Annotated in this window: 17 protein-coding genes and 1 pseudogene; 6 read left to right on the top strand and 12 right to left on the bottom strand. The window is 69.5% G+C overall.

The genetic code is table 11. The features are described 5' to 3' along the window. Positions 1 to 1,104: pseudogene (locus E3O60_RS18585) on the top strand (hypothetical protein); the annotation flags it as partial. A gap of 79 nt (positions 1,105 to 1,183) precedes the next feature. On the opposite strand, the gene E3O60_RS17045 reads toward E3O60_RS18585, so the two are convergent. From E3O60_RS17045 to E3O60_RS17015, 7 genes are all read right to left on the bottom strand, one after another. Continuing rightward, positions 1,184 to 1,984, bottom strand: coding sequence for an HAD-IIA family hydrolase (locus tag E3O60_RS17045; RefSeq protein ID WP_088457422.1), 801 nt, complete (start codon positions 1,982 to 1,984; stop codon positions 1,184 to 1,186). Positions 1,985 to 2,108: 124 nt separating this feature from the next. Beyond that, a complete protein-coding gene (locus E3O60_RS17040; RefSeq protein ID WP_088457421.1) occupies positions 2,109 to 2,753 on the bottom strand; it encodes a metal-dependent transcriptional regulator in 645 nt (214 codons plus the stop codon). Positions 2,754 to 2,778: 25 nt separating this feature from the next. After that, positions 2,779 to 4,062 carry an Nramp family divalent metal transporter gene (locus tag E3O60_RS17035; protein ID WP_088457420.1) on the bottom strand — a complete coding sequence of 428 codons (1,284 nt, stop codon included), beginning with the start codon at positions 4,060 to 4,062 and terminating at the stop codon, positions 2,779 to 2,781. A gap of 81 nt (positions 4,063 to 4,143) precedes the next feature. Further along, entirely contained in the window at positions 4,144 to 4,437 is a 294-nt protein-coding gene (locus E3O60_RS17030) for an ATP-dependent DNA ligase (protein ID WP_088457419.1), read from the bottom strand. A gap of 192 nt (positions 4,438 to 4,629) precedes the next feature. Further along, complete coding sequence (locus E3O60_RS17025) at positions 4,630 to 5,319, bottom strand: DedA family protein (RefSeq protein ID WP_088457418.1); 690 nt, start codon at positions 5,317 to 5,319, stop codon at positions 4,630 to 4,632. A gap of 160 nt (positions 5,320 to 5,479) precedes the next feature. Then, on the bottom strand, positions 5,480 to 5,860 hold the full coding sequence (locus E3O60_RS17020) for a GntR family transcriptional regulator (protein WP_103460980.1): 381 nt from the start codon (positions 5,858 to 5,860) through the stop codon (positions 5,480 to 5,482). Further along, positions 5,857 to 6,771, bottom strand: a complete 915-nt coding sequence (locus tag E3O60_RS17015; RefSeq protein ID WP_134498744.1) for a hypothetical protein — start codon at positions 6,769 to 6,771, stop codon at positions 5,857 to 5,859. The genes E3O60_RS17020 and E3O60_RS17015 overlap by 4 nt, the downstream gene beginning before the upstream one ends. A 127-nt stretch (positions 6,772 to 6,898) precedes the next feature. Between E3O60_RS17015 and E3O60_RS17010 the strand changes: the two genes are divergently transcribed. Beyond that, positions 6,899 to 7,528, top strand: coding sequence for a TrmH family RNA methyltransferase (locus E3O60_RS17010; protein ID WP_088458141.1), 630 nt, complete (start codon positions 6,899 to 6,901; stop codon positions 7,526 to 7,528). Positions 7,529 to 7,562: 34 nt separating this feature from the next. Continuing rightward, a complete protein-coding gene (locus tag E3O60_RS17005; protein ID WP_088457416.1) occupies positions 7,563 to 7,937 on the top strand; it encodes a DUF4440 domain-containing protein in 375 nt (124 codons plus the stop codon). A 105-nt stretch (positions 7,938 to 8,042) separates the two neighbouring features. Here the strand turns inward: E3O60_RS17005 and E3O60_RS17000 are convergent, their stop codons facing one another. Together E3O60_RS17000 and E3O60_RS16995 are read right to left on the bottom strand one after the other, a co-directional pair. Further along, positions 8,043 to 8,717, bottom strand: coding sequence for a cation transporter (locus tag E3O60_RS17000; protein WP_088457415.1), 675 nt, complete (start codon positions 8,715 to 8,717; stop codon positions 8,043 to 8,045). Beyond that, the gene (locus E3O60_RS16995) at positions 8,714 to 9,067 is read right to left on the bottom strand and encodes a helix-turn-helix transcriptional regulator (RefSeq protein WP_088457414.1); all 354 of its coding nucleotides are present in this window, start codon (positions 9,065 to 9,067) and stop codon (positions 8,714 to 8,716) included. The genes E3O60_RS17000 and E3O60_RS16995 overlap by 4 nt, the downstream gene beginning before the upstream one ends. A gap of 138 nt (positions 9,068 to 9,205) precedes the next feature. Here E3O60_RS16995 and E3O60_RS16990 point away from each other — a divergent pair, with 138 nt between their 5' ends. From E3O60_RS16990 to E3O60_RS16980, 3 genes are all read left to right on the top strand, one after another. Next, positions 9,206 to 9,784, top strand: coding sequence for a TetR/AcrR family transcriptional regulator (locus tag E3O60_RS16990; RefSeq protein ID WP_166788788.1), 579 nt, complete (start codon positions 9,206 to 9,208; stop codon positions 9,782 to 9,784). Positions 9,785 to 9,797: 13 nt separating this feature from the next. Then, positions 9,798 to 11,468, top strand: coding sequence for an MDR family MFS transporter (locus E3O60_RS16985; protein ID WP_241979997.1), 1,671 nt, complete (start codon positions 9,798 to 9,800; stop codon positions 11,466 to 11,468). 288 nt (positions 11,469 to 11,756) lie between these two features. After that, positions 11,757 to 12,920 (top strand): NADP-dependent malic enzyme, encoded by a 1,164-nt coding sequence (locus tag E3O60_RS16980; protein WP_088458140.1) that lies wholly within the window; start codon positions 11,757 to 11,759, stop codon positions 12,918 to 12,920. Between the two features lie 87 nt (positions 12,921 to 13,007). Here E3O60_RS16980 and E3O60_RS16975 read toward each other — a convergent pair whose 3' ends face one another. From E3O60_RS16975 to E3O60_RS16965, 3 genes are all read right to left on the bottom strand, one after another. Continuing rightward, positions 13,008 to 14,078 carry a DNA polymerase IV gene (locus E3O60_RS16975; protein ID WP_088457410.1) on the bottom strand — a complete coding sequence of 357 codons (1,071 nt, stop codon included), beginning with the start codon at positions 14,076 to 14,078 and terminating at the stop codon, positions 13,008 to 13,010. A 39-nt stretch (positions 14,079 to 14,117) separates the two neighbouring features. Next, positions 14,118 to 14,825: a bifunctional 2-polyprenyl-6-hydroxyphenol methylase/3-demethylubiquinol 3-O-methyltransferase UbiG gene (locus tag E3O60_RS16970; protein ID WP_134498742.1), complete on the bottom strand. Its 708-nt coding sequence runs from the start codon at positions 14,823 to 14,825 to the stop codon at positions 14,118 to 14,120. Positions 14,826 to 14,921: 96 nt separating this feature from the next. Continuing rightward, a partial coding sequence (locus E3O60_RS16965; RefSeq protein WP_166789018.1) for a YhgE/Pip family protein occupies positions 14,922 to 15,888 on the bottom strand: 967 nt, incomplete at its 5' end.

Here is a 15,888-nt window from a genome sequence, read left to right as displayed (position 1 = left end):
GCGGCTCCGCCCGTTCGTCCCGCATCCGCGCCACGGGCCGCCGCACCGCCGCCCGCCGTTACGCCGGCGGCGCCCGCTGCTGCTGCCCCGGTACCTGCGGCCCCGGCACCCGCGGCCGACCCTGAGCACACTCAGCCCCTCACCAAGACGCCGGCTCCGCCGCGGCGGACTCCCGCCGACCTCGAAGCGGCGCCCTGGTGGACGACCCCGGCCCAGTCCCGGCTGGTGCCCACCGCTGAAGAGGAGACGGCCGCTCTCGGTCGTCGTACGCCGGCCACCCCGCCGAGCCCGTTGGACACCGGCGTCGCACCGCGCCCCGCCGACTCCACCAGCGCCACGGTCTCTCGGCACGCCGCTCACGTACCACTCCCCGAACCGGCTCCGGCCGCGCTCCCCGTGTCCGCCGCAACCGCGGCCGCGGCCACCGGTGCAGCCACGGCAGCGCCCGGCCACGACGCCCACGCCGCACCGGCGCCGTCCGCCGACGAACCCGGTCCCCGTCGCCGCGGTCCGGCCGACGGCGAGCCGCCGCGCCGCCCCTCGAAGCGAGACCTGCTTTGGGTCGGGGGTGCCGTGGTCGCGGTGCTCGTGATCATCGGTCTCTTCTTCCTGGGCCAGAGCCAGGGTGACACCCCGGCGGCCGCTCCCACCGAATCTGCCTCAGCCCAGGCGGGCACCACCACGGAGCCCACGACTGCCCCCGAGCCCGCCGCCCCGGGCCCGCAGCCGGCCGGCGTGCACGCCTGGAACACCCTGTTCGGCACCGAGTGCCTCGAACCGTACACGTCGCCCTGGGACGAAGAATTCACCGTCGTCGACTGCGCCACCCCGCACATGGGCCAGCTGGTCTACCGCGGCATCCTCGAGGGCGACAGCGGTTCCCCGTTCCCCGGTGAGCAGGCGTTCGCCGACCAGATCAACGTTCTCTGCAGCGCCCCCGGCGTGATCGACTTCGAAACCGCCGGCGCCTACGGCGATGTGCAGCTGCAAGGCAGTTACCCGGTGACCGCCGAGCAGTGGGACGCCGGCGAGAGGTACTTCTACTGCTTCGCGAGCCGGTCCTCGGGCGAGCCGCTCACCGCGAGCCTGGCCCCGGCCGCCTAACGGCGCCGTAGCCACTCCGCACACACAGAAAGCCGGGCCCGAGGGCCCGGCTTTCCGTGTCACCGCGGTGCGCGGGCGGCTAGATTTCGTCGGATTCGACAGGTCCGGCGGCGAGCAGCTGGTGCACGCCGTCGAGGATCTCGTCGGGGCGGAAGGGGTACCGAGCGATCTCGGCGGGGTCGCTGATGCCGGTGAGCACCAGAACCGTGTGCAAACCGGCCTCGATGCCGGCGACGATGTCGGTGTCCATCCGGTCGCCGATCATGCCGGTGTTCTCCGAGTGCGCGCCGATGCGGTTCATCGCCGAGCGGAACATCATCGGATTGGGCTTGCCCACGACGTAGGGCTCCATGCCGGTGGCCTTGGTGATCAGCGCGGCGATCGCGCCGGTGGCCGGCATCGGTCCCTCGGCGCTGGGGCCGGTCGCATCCGGGTTGGTCACGATGAACCGGGCGCCCTTGAGCAGCAGCCGGATGGCTTTGGTGATGGCCTCGAACGAGTAGTTGCGGGTCTCACCCACGACCACGTAGTCGGGGTTGGTCTCGGTCATGATGAAGCCGGCCTCGTGCAACGCGGTGGTGAGCCCGACCTCGCCGATCACGAATGCCGTGCCGCCGGGGCTCTGCTGTTTGAGGAAGTCCGCCGTGGCCAGCGCGGAGGTCCAGATGCGTTCCTCAGGTACGTTCAGCCCTGAGGAGCGCAGGCGGGCCGACAGGTCGCGCGGCGTGAAGATGGAGTTGTTCGTCAGCACCAGGAACGGTGTGCCGGCATCGGTCCACTGCTGCAGCAATTCGGCAGCGCCGGGCAGGGCCTGGTTTTCATGCACCAGGACGCCGTCCATGTCGGTGAGCCAGCATTCGATCTCGTCACGGGTTCTCATGACTCGCTCCTTCTTGTGGGACGAACTGGGCGCAACCAGGGGGACAGGCTGCCGTATCCAGACTATCGGGGAGAGGTTTGCTGGCGGCACCCCGCCGCCGCCCTTGGCGGCGCGGTGCGCCCGGTCAGCGCGTGAGCCAGATGGCGCCGGCGGCGTCCGGGGCGAGCGGGTGCAGCTCCCCGTCGGGCAGCCGCACACTGTGCGCGTCGACCACATCCAGTCGACTGCCGGGGCCGATGCCCGCGTCGGCCAGGGCACGCAGGATGCCCGGATCGCGATCGCTGACCCTCAGCACGGTTCCGGCGTGGCCGGGCGCCGCATCCGCGAGCAGGACCGCCGGCACCCGCACGCTGGAGCCGTCGGCGCCGGGGATGGGATCGCCGTGCGGGTCGGCCGCCGGGTGGCCCAGATGGGCGTCGATGGCCTCGAGCAGCCGGTCGGAGATCGCGTGCTCGAGCACCTCCGCCTCGTCGTGCACCTCGTCCCAGGTGTAGCCGAGCTCCCGCACCAGCCAGGTCTCGATCAGCCGGTGCCGGCGCACCACGGCCGTGGCGCGCATCCGCCCGGCTGCGGTGAGGGTGAGCGGGCCGTACGGCACGTGGGCAATGAACCCGTCGGCAGCGAGCTTCTTCACCATCTCGGTCACCGACGACGGAGCGATGCCCAGCCGGGTGGCCAGGACCCGGGGTGTGATCGGCGCCGGCTGCCACTCGGTGTGCGCGTAGATCGTCTTGAGGTAGTCCTCGGCGGCCGGTGTGGTGGGTTTCATGACCACCTCGGGGTAGCTGGCCGGTTCATGCGGCGGTGAAGACGAGCACGAGCAGGACGGCGTTGAGGGACACCAGCAGCACCGCGGCCACGGCGCCGGCGGCCGTGGTGAACCAGCGGTTGGCGAAGTCGCCGAGCAGGCCGCGCTGCGCCGTGAGCCACACCAACGGGATGAGGGCGAACGGGATGCCGAACGACAACACCACCTGGCTCAGCACCAGCGCCTGAGTGGGATCGAATCCCACGCCGAGGATCAGCAGCGCCGGGATGAGGGTGACGATGCGGCGCAGCAGCAGTGGCACCCGCAGCTTGAGCAGGCCGTGCATGATCTCGGCTCCGGCGTAGGCGCCCACCGAGGTGGAGGCGAGACCGGAGGCCAGCAGCCCGATCGCGAACACCGTCGCGACCACCGGGCCGAGCGTGCTCTGCAGGGCCGCGTACGCACCCTCGAGCGAGTCGGTGCCCGGCACCCCCTGCAGAGCCGAGGCCGCGAGCAGCAGTATGGCGAGGTTGACGGTGCCGGCGATGGCCATGGCGATTGTGACATCCCACTTCGTCGCCCAGAGCAGGCGCCGGGTGGCGGCCGGTCCCTCCTGCATCGGGAACCTGTCGCGGGTGAGCGCGGAGTGCGCGTAGATGGCGTGGGGCATGATCGTGGCACCGAGGATCGACGCCGCCAGCAGCACCGAGTCCGCGCCCTCGAAGCGCGGCACCAGACCGTCGAGAACCGAACCGGCGTCCGGCGGCGCGAAGAAGACCCCGGCGGCGAAGCCCACCGTGATGATCAGAAGCAGGGCCACGATGACCCGCTCGAAAACGCGCGGGCCGCGTCGTGTCTGCACGGTGAGCACGATCATCGAGATGACACCGGTGATCACACCGCCGGCCAGCAGCGGCAGCCCGAAGAGCAGGTTGAGGGCCACGGCGCCGCCGATGATCTCGGCCAGGTCGGTGGCCATGGCCACGAGCTCGGCCTGCACCCAGTAGAGCCGACGGGCGGTTGGCCGCCGCAGGCGCACCCCGAGGATCTCCGGCAGGCTGGTGCCGGTGACGATGCCCAGCTTCGCCGACAGGTACTGGATCAGCCACGCCATCAGGTTGCCGGCCACGACCACCCAGACCAACAGGTACCCGTACCGGGCGCCCGCGGTCATATTGCTGGCCACGTTGCCCGGGTCCAGATAGGCCACGCCGGCCACGAGCGCCGGTCCGAGCAGCCAGAGCAGCCGGGTGGAGGCCACCGAGTTCAGCGAGGGAGGGGCGGCGCGTTCCGCCACGGTCGCGGTCGCTGCAGGGTCAGATTGAGGCATGCCTAAATCGTAGTGAGTATTTAGGTAAGCCGAAACCCCCTCGGGGCGGATGCCGCGTGCCCGGCGGCCCCGCCGACGGAATCAGTCGCCGATGACGAGGACGAGACCGCTGGGGCTGTTCGCCTGGGCGAGGAAAGTGCTGATCCGGTCCCGATCAAGGGCGTGTGCGCGGGCGGTGCGATAGTGAAACTGCACGCTGATGCCCGGCGTCAACCAGATCGTGGTGCGACTCTCCCCGGTCTTGCCCGGGTAGCCCCAGCTGAAGTAGAAGGACTGCTGGAGACGGAACTTGGCGCCCACCACCGCCTGGAGGTGGCTGAGGAGAAGGTCGTCCAGGATCACGGTCAGGGTGGAGTCGTAGATGAACCGCCCCACGCTCAGGTCCTCGCCCGCGGCCGGCGCACCACAGGGCGCGTGAGCAAGATCGGTCCATGGTCCATCGCGACGCCCCCCGGGTCGTGTGCTGGTGCCGGCTGCGCGGTCGCCCGCCAGATTCAGATTTTCACTGTACCGAGAGGCGTGCGGGCCCGGTCAGTCCCCAGTCCGGGGCATCAGCCGGGGAGTGGGCTACTCGCGCACGTCCTCGGGCAGTTCGACGGCGGGCACGGCGGCCTTGCCGCGGGTGCGCAGGGCCTCGCGCCCGGCCTTGTACAGCTCGGAGAGGATCGGGATGCCCGAGAGCAGCACGATGCCGATGATGAAGTACTCGGAGTAGTCGGCGACGAACTGGATCTGCCCGAGCAGGAAGCCCACCATGGTGAGGCCGACGCCCCAGGCGAACGCGCCGATCAGGTTGAAGGTCACGAAAGTGCGGTAGCTCATCTTGCCGACGCCGGCAGCGAGGGGCACGAAGGCGCGGAAGACGGGCAGGAAGCGCGCGATGATGACGGCCTTGCCACCGTGCTTGGCGAAGAACGCGTTGGTGCGTTCGACGTTCTTCGGGTTGAAGAACCGGTTCTGCTCGCGGGCGAAGACGGCCGGTCCGGCCTTGCGCCCCACGCCGTAGGCCAGCTGGTCACCCGCGAACGCGGCGACGAAGATGATCGCACAGGTCACGAAGATGGGGAACGGCACGTCGCCGGTGGCGGTGAGCAGCCCCACCGTGAAGAGCAGGGAGTCGCCCGGCAGGAACGACAGCACGATGAAGCCGGTCTCGACGAACACGACGGCGGCGACGCCCAACAGCACGAACGATCCGAACCAACCGATCAGCCACTCGGAGTCGAGGAAGTCGATGCCGAAGAGTGTGGGATGCATGGAACTGCCTTCCGGTCGGGGTCATGAGTGCGGTCTCGATCGGATGGCGCCGGCGCGAAGACGCGGTCGGAACCGCCGCGGCTGCCGACTGTTGCGCACCCTGACCCCCAGGGTAGCGAACCCGAGGTGAACGGAAGCTGGGTGCTGCGGCGGGCGGTCCTCAGTCGGTGGGGGTGGTCGAGGCGGCCGCGGTACCGTCCAACGCCGCACGCACGAGATCGAGGGCGGCGTCGCGGGTCAGGCCCAACTCGGCTGCGCGGCGCGCGTAGGCCCGGGCGGCATCCGCTGCCGGGCCCGGCGTCGTGACGCCGGCGATCACGGATCCGTTGCGGCCGCGGGTTTCGATCACTCCGTCGCGTTCGAGCTCGCGGTAGCTGCGCGCCACCGTGTTGGGCGCGATGCCCAGGTCGTCGGCCAGACGTCGCACAGTGGGCAGCTGCGCGCCGGGCTTCAGGTCGCCGGCACGCACGGCCGCGACGATCTGGGATCGAATCTGTTCGTATGGGGCGACGCCCGAGTCGGGATCGATGACGAGCATCATGTCGGAGAGCCGGCCGCTCGGTCGGCCCACAGCCGACGCCAGTAGTACTGCTGGGGCTTCGAGGTGACGTCGAGAAGGAGAACTGCGAGGGCCGCGCTGCTCAGTAGGACCAGAAGAAGTAGGCCCACGAGGGCCGCGGTCGCACCGCCGCCCTGGTAGTCGGAGAGGGAGCCGATGTCGAGGAAGGTGCCCAGGACCGACACGAAGCCCAGCGTGATGGGCACGGCGTGCAGGTCGCGCAGGGCCTGCGAGCGCAGGCCGTCGTTCCAGGCCAGATCGGTGGCGGATGCCGCCGGCTGGCCGCGATCGAGGATGCGGCGGGACAGCGCCTCCGACACCAGCAGCCCGGCGATCGAGGCATAGGCGAGCCAGGCGCCGGCCGACCCCCAGATGTAGGCGGAGGAGAGGCGCGCGTCGCCGAGCGCCCCGATACTGAAGGCGATCCATGCGGCGAGGACGGCCAGGAGAGCGAGGGCGGGCAGCAGGCGTCCGCTCCAGCGCTCCAGTGGGGGCACATAGTCGGCATAGCCGGGAGTGCATGACCTGGCAATGCGTGGCCCGGTGAGCGGAGTGAAGGCGCTCGCCGAGGACGCAAGTGCCGCGCCGATGGCGCTGCCGACGCCCAGGCCGCCGAAGATCAGCACGGGCACATAACCGGCGTTGAAGCCGCCGGGGAGGAGCAGGGCGGTGATGACCGCGAGCACGATGCCGGTGAGCCCGCCGGTCAGGAGCGCGCGCTCTCGGCAGATGAGCTGGCCGGTGATGCGCTCGGCGGTGGCGACGGGCACGGCGACGCCCAGCCGGCGCGCGTACTTGTCCAGCTCGCGCGCCCGGTTGGCAAGCTTGCTCGAACTCAGCGGCGCGAAGGAACACGCAATGGCAATGGCACAACACACGAACACGTACGACATACGCGCCTCCATCTCCAGGGGCGGAGGGTCAGCATCCGCCTTTCGTAGCAATACAATCAATGTAGCAGTACAAAACCGCGGAATGCCACCGGTGCCGGACCTCCGGCCGGCGGGATACGGTGGTGCAGTGCCAGAACCGTTGAACCCCACGCCAGAGCTGTCCACCAACGGGGTCGGCCCGTGGGTCGGGGAATGGCCGGAGGAGCCGTACTACGACCGAGAGCTGCTCGAACGCGGCGACACCCGCAACGTGATCGACCGGTACCGGTACTGGTCGATGCCGGCGATCGTCGCCGACCTCGACGAGAAGCGCAACCCGTTCCACGTGGCCATCGAGAACTGGCAGCACGACATGAACATCGGCTCCATCGTTCGCAGCGCCAATGCGTTCGGCGCCGATACCGTGCACATCATCGGCCGCAAGCGTTGGAACAAGCGCGGCGCCATGGTGACCGACCGTTACCAGCACGTGCTGCACCACCCGGATGTGGCGGCGTTCGTCGAGTGGGCCCGCACCGAGAACCTGCCGATCATCGCCATCGACAACCTGCCCGGCAGCGTGATCATGGAGACCTTCAGCTTCCCCGAGCACTGTGTGCTCCTGTTCGGCCAGGAGGGTCCCGGCCTCTCGCCGGAGGCCGTGGCTGCCGGTGACGCCCTGGTGGAAATCAGCCAGTTCGGCTCGACGCGCTCGATGAACGCTTCCGCGGCGGCCGCGGTCACCATGCACGCCTGGATTCTGCAGCACAAATTCTGACCCGCCCGGCCCGGCCGAGGGCTAGCGTGGAGTCATGACTGCGATCACCGACGATCTCCCTGCCAGACTCCTGCACGAAGCCCACGAGGGCTGGCGCGCCATCCTCGCCGGCAAGGGCGGTGACTACTACCAGCGCACCATGACCGGGGACGGTCTGCTGATTCTGCCGGGGGTGGTGCTCGGCCGCGACGACGTGCGCGCCGCGTTCAAGGCCGCCGCTCCGCTGGATCGGTATGAACTGCACGAGCCGGCCGTCATTCGGTTGGGTGAGCACGCGGGCGTGCTGGTCTACAGGTCCACGGCCTGGCGAGGTGACACCGCGACCGAGCTGCAGATGTCCACGACCTACCTCTTCGACGAGAACAACGGCGGCTGGGCGATCGCGGCGCACCAGGAGTCGCCGGTCTAGGCATCCCCTTCGCCGCACCCCGTATGGCCCATCGCGCCCCCTATGGCGGGCGCGATGGGCCATAGCTGGTGCGGCGATGACCTTCGGCGTCGCCGAGAGGGGCGATCAATGGCCGGTCTCGGCGGCACGCTCCCCGGTGAGCGCCGAAACCGGAACCGTGCAGGCGTCGCCGCGCCACGCCTCGAGGCCCTCCTTCGCCGCGAAGCCGGCAATCACCAGCGCCGCGACCGAGTCCGCCCAGGCCCAGCCGAGCAGTGAGTTGAGCAGCAACCCGGCCAGCAGCGCGGCAGAGAGGTAGCTGCAGAGCAGGGTCTGCTTCGAGTCGGCGACGGCGGATGCCGAGCCGAGTTCCCGGCCGGTGCGACGCTCGAACCAGCTCAAGACCGGCATGATCGCCAGGCTCACCGCGGCCAAGGCGATCCCCACCGGGCTGTGCTCGGCCTCGCGCACCCCGAAGAGCGAGAGGCCGGCATCCACGCTCACGTAGGCCGCCAGCGCGAAGAAGGAGACGGCGATCACCCGAAGGGCCACCCGCTCGCGCTTCTCCGGGTCCGGTGCCGCGAACTGCCAGGCGATCGCCGCCGCCGAGAGCACCTCGACGATCGAGTCGAGGCCGAAGCCGACCAGTGCGGCGGAGGAGGCGACGGTGCCGGCGGCCAGGGCGATGCCCGCCTCGATCACGTTGTAGCTGATGGTGATCGCCACCACCAGTCGGATGCGGCGCTGCAGCACGCGGCGACGGATCGGGTCGAGTGACGATGCCGTGTTCGTGGCGGTCATGCGGGGGTATCGCAGCAGCCGGGAACGTCGCAGTCGGTTTCGGTGCAGGGCTCGCCGTCGTCGACGGCGAGCACCACCTCGACGAGGGCCGCGAGCGCGCGGGTCAGGTGCGGGTCGGCGATCTCGTACCGGGTTTGCCGGCCCTCTGGGACCGCGGCCACGATGCCGCAGCCGCGCAGGCAGCTCAGGTGGTTGGAGACGTTCGACCGGGTGAGGTTGAGCGACCGGGCGATCCGGGCCGGGTAGCCGGGCGCCTCGAGCAGGCTCAGCAGGATGCGGGACCGGGTGGGGTCGGCCATCGCACGACCCAGGCGATTCATGACGTCGAGGTGGCTCGCAATAGTCAGCATTGACTGACCATACAGCGCCGGGTGACCTATCGCCAAGCCCGACCCCGAACGTCGGGATTTAACTTGCACTGTGTGTCTAATGATGCAAAACTGCACTCTATGTCAGAAAGTGCAATCACTTCCCGTGTTGAGCGACGTATGCGTAAAACCGCCGCCAATCTCACGGCGGTGTCGCGTCGGCTCACGGCGGAGCGCGGCCTGGCCGGTTTCACGATCGAGGAGGTGTGCTCCGCCGTCGACGTGTCCCGGCGCACCTTCTTCAACTACTTCGCCAGCAAGGAAGACGCCGTCATCGGGGTCAATCCCGACGACGAGTACCGACTCTTCGCCGAAAAGTTCCTGGCCCGCGGAGCGGGCGAGTGGCCGCAGGTGCTCAACGACCTGATCGACCTGGCCATCCAGCACATTGAATCCGATGAGATGGACCCCCGGGAGCACGGCGACCTGATGGTCGCCCTGGAACGTGAGCCGCGCTTGCTGGCCCGTTTCATCGGCCTGTCCAGGGACCGCGACCGCCAGCTCCGCGGCCTCATCGTCGAGAGGCAAGGCGTCGACGGCGACGATCCGCGTGCTGCGGCGATCGTGAGCATCGTCGGCTCGCTCATGAAATCCACCGCCGACACCTTCGTCGATCCGGCGAATGACCAAGACTTCGCCGTCATCCTCTCTTCTTCGCTCGACGCCATGCGCCTCGTGCTGGCCGTACCCACTCCCTGAAAGGCAACATTTCGTGACCACCACCTCCGAGGCGCCGCTCCTCCTCACCCAACGGCGAATCTGGATCATCTTCGGCGCCCTGATCGCCGGCATGCTCTTGTCCAGCCTCGACCAGACCATCGTCTCCACCGCGATGCCCACCATCGTCGGCCAGCTCGGCGGCGTCGAGCACCAGGTCTGGCTCACCACGGCCTACCTGCTGGCGACGACCATCGTGATGCCCGTCTACGGCAAGTTCGGTGACGTGCTCGGCCGTCGCAACCTGTTCCTGATCGCGATCGCGCTGTTCACCATCGCCTCGGTGGGTTGTGCCTTCGCCGGCGACTTCACCCAGCTGGTGGTCTGGCGTGCCGTGCAGGGCCTCGGTGGTGGCGGATTGATGATCCTCTCCCAGGCGATCATCGCCGACATCGTGCCCGCATCCGAGCGTGGCAAGTACCTCGGCCCGCTCGGCGCCGTCTTCGGCCTCTCCGCCGTCGGCGGTCCGCTCCTGGGCGGTTTCTTCGTGGACCACCTCACCTGGCAGTGGGCGTTCTACATCAACATCCCCGTCGGCATCGCGGCCTTCGCGATCGCCTGGTTCGCCCTGCGGCTGCCGAGCAAGAAGGCCACCCAGCCGATCGACATCCTCGGCGTCATCTTCCTGTCGGCCTTCACGACCTGCCTGATCTTCTTCACCGACTTCGGCGGCAACGCCGACCATGGCTGGGAAGCGATTGAGACCTGGCTCTTCGGTGCCGGCATGCTGCTCGCGGCCGTCCTGTTCGTCATCACTGAGGCGAAGGCGAAAGACCCGATCATCCCGCTGTCGCTGTTCAAGAACCCGACCTTCGTCAACGCGACCCTGATCGGCCTCACCCTGGGGCTCGGCATGTTCTCCGCGATCGGGTTCGTGCCCACCTTCCTGCAGATGTCTTCAGGCACGTCAGCGGCGGCATCCGGCCTGCTGATGCTGCCGATGATGGCCGGCCTGATCGGCACGTCGATCATCTCCGGTATCGCCATCACCAAGACCGGCCGGTACAAGATGTTCCCGATCATCGGCACGATCCTCACCGCGCTCGCGATGGTGCTGATGACCGGCCTCACCGCCGAGACGCCGATCTGGTTGATCTGCGTGTTCCTGTTCATCTTCGGTGCGGGCCTCGGGCTGATCATGCAAGTTGTCGTCCTGGTCGCCCAGAACTCGGTCAACCCGTCGATGGTGGGCACCGCAACGAGCACGAACAACTACTTCCGCGAGGTCGGTGCCGCGCTCGGCGTGGCCGTGTTCGGCACGATCTTCACCAACCGGCTCACCGAGAACCTCACCGGCGTGTTCAGCAACGCCGGCGCGAACGCCACGGATGCCGCTGCGGCCACGTCCACGATCGACCCGCAGACCCTGACTGCGCTGCCCGATGTCGTGCGTGACGGGGTGGTGGCGGCCTATGCGGATGCGCTGGCGCCGGTGTTCTGGTACCTGCTGCCCTTCATCGGCCTGGCCTTCCTCCTTGCCCTGATGCTCAAGCAGATCACGCTCTCCGACGTGGCCGGAATGGTCGCCCGCGGTGAGGCCGTCGGCGGTGCGGAGGCCGAGGCCCTCGAAGCCGCCCAGCACGGCCACCCGACGCACCCGGCCACCGCCCCGTCCGATGCCGGAGTCCGTGCCGACGCCGAGCTGAAGGCGCCCGAACCGCGCTAGCGGCAGTTTCGCCGAATTGCTTCAGAATGCCCCTTCACCGCACCCGAAGGGGCATTTTGACGTGAGTCGCCGCCGGTCCCCTCCGCGACTGCGGCCAAAGTGGCCCTTCGATGCCTGCCAGGGGGTCTTTTGCGGCAACTCGGCGACCCGGTTTGCGCCCGGCGACGGGTGACTGGGCCTATGGTCCCGTTCGTTCGAGCCGCGATGGCCGTAGCCTGATCCCAGGCCGGTCTGGATCCTTCAGGAAGTGTGCGGCTTTTCTGTGTCTCGACCGCAAAGGCCCGCTCCATGTCACTCACCATCCCCGTCCAGCCCGCCCTGGTCACCACCGACGAGATCTTCGCTGCCCACGAGGGCGGCAAGCTGCGAATCGAACTCGCCCGGCCCATCGACACCCGGCGTGACCTGGCCGTCGTCTACACCCCTGGCGTTGCCGAGGTCAGCCGCGCGATCCACACCGATGCCGCTGTCGCCGCCACGCACACCTGGGCGAGCCGGCTGGTGGCCGTCGTCAGCGACGGCACCGCGGTGCTGGGGCTCGGCGACATCGGCCCGGCCGCCGCCCTGCCCGTGATGGAGGGCAAGTCGGCCCTCTTCCAGCGCTTCGCCGGGCTGAACTCCATCCCGCTGGTGCTCGACACCACTGACGTCGATGAGATCGTCGAGACCCTCGTGCGTCTGCAGCACAGCTTCGGGGCCGTGAACCTCGAGGATGTGTCGGCGCCGCGCTGTTTCGAGCTCGAGGCCAAGCTCATCGAGGCCCTCGACATGCCCGTCATGCACGACGACCAACACGGCACCGCCGTCGTGGTGCTGGCCGCGATCACCAACGGCGCCAAGGTGCTCGGCCGGGATCGCGCGGGCCTCAAGGTCGTCGTGTCCGGCGCGGGCGCGGCGGGGATCGCGATCGCCGCGATCCTGCTGGAGGTCGGTATCCAGGACGTCGTGCTCCTGGACTCCCGGGGCATCCTCAGCGGCCACCGCATCGACCTGACCGGCGTCAAGGCCGAGTTCGCCGTGACGTCGAACCCCCGCCAGATCGACGGCGGCCCGGCGCAGGCCCTCGCCGGCGCCGATGTCTTCGTCGGCGTCTCCTCAAGCACCGTCGAGGAATCCCTGCTCGCCACGATGTCGGCTGACGCCATGATCTTCGCGCTCTCCAACCCCGACCCCGAGGTGGCCCCGGACGTGGCCGGCCGTTATGCCAGGATCGTGGCCACCGGACGCAGCGACTACCCCAACCAGATCAATAACGTGCTCGCCTTCCCCGGCATCTTCCGCGGGGCCCTGGATGCCGGCGCCCGCCGCATCACCACCGCCATGAAGATCGCCGCCGCGATGGCCATCGCCGACCTGGTCGGTGACGACCTCGCCGCCGACTTCATCGTGCCCAGCCCGTTCGACGAGCGCGTGGCCGACGCCGTGGCCGCCGCGGTGATGGCGGCCGTCTAGCGGTCGCATCTTCCTCGTCGGTCGCACCCGTCTCGTCGGTCGAGCTTGTCGAGACCCGGTGACCCGGCCTGCGGTCGCGCGAACGCGTCAGAACAGGGTGTGCTGCACCCGGTCGAGCGGGAGCAGTCCCGTCAGGGTGACCCGCAACCCGGCAAGCCGGGGCACCGGCTCGCCGGCCAACAGGTCGCCGGCCACAGCGAGCCAGTCCGCCCGCCCGGTCGTCGCCGCCACGAGGTTGCGCTTCCGCACAACCGCCTTTCCGCCGGTCTCCGGTCGCAGGGTGAGAGTCATCCCCGTGCCCGCGAGTCCCGCCCGCTCGGCGCGTTTGCAGAGTCGCTCGACACACGCCTCGGCCAGCTCGCCGGGCGTCTTGTCCGGCCGCGCGAAACCGGCGGTGGATCCCTCGGCCGTGAGGGACGAGCGCTGTTCGACCGGGCGCACCACGGCGTCGTCGGTGCCGTCCCGAATGCGCCACAGTCGCCGCGCCATCGCGGTGCCGCAGACGTGCTGCAATTCGTTCGGCGGGATGCCGTCCACGTCGCCGAGCCTCAGCACTCCGATGCGATGGAGTCGCTGCAGTGTGGTGGCACCGATTCCCCAGACGTCGGTGATCGGCAGGGTCGTGCGCAGACGCGCTTCCTCGCCGGCGTCAATCACCGAGAGCCCGTCGGGCTTCGCCCTGCGGGAGGCGAGCTTCGCCATCAGCTTGGTGCTGCCCACCCCGACACTGATGGGGATGCCGAGTTCGCGGGCCACCCGCCGGCGCAGCGCGTGGCCGGCGTCGATGGCCCCTGCCCAGTCGGTCGCGCCGACGTCGAGGAAGGCCTCCTCGATCGAGCCGGGTTCCACTGCCCTGGCGCTGTTGTGGAAGATGTCGAAGAGGGCGTCGCCCACCTCCTCGACCTCCGCGCGTGGCACGTCGATCAGGATCAGCTCAGGACACTGCCTCAGCGCGTCCTGGGCGAGCGATCCGGAGCGCACACCGCGCGCACGAGCCGGGTAGTTCGCGCTGGCAATGTAGACATGGGCGACCACGGCAACCGGCACGGCGGCGAGCTCTGGTCTCGAGCGCAACGCGACCGAGGCGAAAAAGGCGTCGGCGTCAGCGTGCAGAACCGGACGTGCCGTCATGCGCGCCACCCCGATCACCGTCTGCATCGTACATGTGTTCGATTGTAGCCGATCCGGCCGCCGCGGTCAGGCGTGCCGAGTGGCCCGCACGATGGCGTCGTGCATCGCGAGGGGGCCCCCCTCCGGCCCGGTGACCGTGCGGGCGCGCTCCTCGGCGCTCTCGATGCACCAGATCGCGGGGTCGAGACGACCGGTGATGTCCGCCAGGGTGGCCGTCGCCTCGACGGGTGGCTGCTGGCCCGCGCCCGCGGCGTGGCCGTGACCGCCACCATGCGCGTGACCGTGCTCGTGACCGCGCCCCTGACCGACATCGGGGCCCGCCGAGGTCGGCTCGTGCAGATGCCCCACGATCAGCAGGGTGCCGCCGGGAGCGACCCAGTCCGCAATGCGCTCGTAGAAGGCCAGCTGCGGCATCGCCGGGTGCGCATAGCTGGTGGCCACCAGGTCGAACCGGCTTGTCGGCAGCCACGTGGTGAGGTCGGCCTCGAGCCAGGTCACCCTCGCCGCAACCGACGCTTCGGCAGCCCGTTCCGCCGCTGCCTCGAGGGCGGTGCCGGAGATGTCGGCGGCGGTCACCCGCCAGCCGCGGTCGGCCAGCCAGATGGCGTCGGCACCGGTGCCGCATCCCGCATCCAGGGCGGTTCCGGGCCTGAGGCCGGCGATTTCCCGTTCGAGATGCGGGTTCGGGCCGCTCTGGTCCGACACCTCGGCTTCCGGATCGTGCGCCTGTTCCCAGTGCCGTTCCCAGTAGTCCTTCTCAAAGCTGTGTGTCATCGGGTCGGCCCTTCGGTGTGGTCGTCAAGTGTCCCGATGATGCCGAATAGGGCAGCACTCGCGCAACCTGTCTTGCCGGAATGGCAAGCAGGCAGTTCAGCCGATCAAGCTGGGCTTGAGGTCGCGCAGGGTGCGGAAGTGCGTCATCCGCACCACGCCGATCGCGGCGATCACGAGCGCCCCGGTGAGCCAGAGCAGCAGCACCCCGGCGTCGTTCAGGGCGGTGGCCGGGTTGCCGCCGTACATCAGCTGGCGGATGCCGTCGACGGCGTAGCTCATCGGCACCACATGGTGCAGGAACGCCAGCGGCGCCGGCAGGGTCTGCCAGGGGAAGGTGCCGCCGGCAGTGACCAGCTGCAGCACCATGAGCACCAGGCCCACGAACTGGCCCACGCTGCCCAGCCACACGTTGAGCGCCAGGATGATCGCGGCGAAGGTGAGTGCGGCCAGGCCCATCATGCCGTAGGTGCCCACCGGGTTGTGCACCTCGAAGTGCAGCACGCCGGTGAGGATGCCGAACAGGGCGGCCATCTGCAGCAGGCCCAGGATGCCGGGGGTGAGCCAGCCGGCGAGGGTGATCTTCACTGGGGAGTGCAGGGCCGTGATGGCGCGGCGGGAGACCGGCTTCACGATCAGGAACAGGGCGTAGATGCCGATCCAGCCGGCGAGGCTGGCGAAGAACGGGGCCAGGCCGGCGCCGTAGGTGCCGGCGGAGGTCACCGCCGCCTTCTGCAGGTTCACCGGGTCGGCGATGGTCGAGCCCTGCAGGTCGCGGGTCTGGGCGTCGGTGTCCGGAATGCTGCCGACACCGTCGGTGAGCCCGTCGCGCAGTTCGCCCGCGCCGTCCTTGAGGCCGACAAGGCCGTCGCTGAGGGACGAGGCGCCGGTGGCGAGGGTCTCTGCGCCGGCCCTGGTGGATTCCGCGCCGGTGCTCAGGCTCGCCGCACCGTCGGCGGCGGAGGCCGCGCCGGTGCTCAGGGTGGCGGCGCCGTCGGCGGTCTGGCCGGCGCCGGCCGCCAGACTGCTGGCTCCGGCCGCGGTCTGCCCGGCGCCGGTGGCGAGG

The organism is Cryobacterium sp. TMB1-7 (genome assembly GCF_004402435.1).
GTDB classification, from domain to species: Bacteria; Actinomycetota; Actinomycetes; order Actinomycetales; family Microbacteriaceae; genus Cryobacterium; species Cryobacterium zongtaii.
Note: the sequence above shows the minus strand (reverse complement) of the source record. Positions and strands in the feature narration are given on the sequence as shown.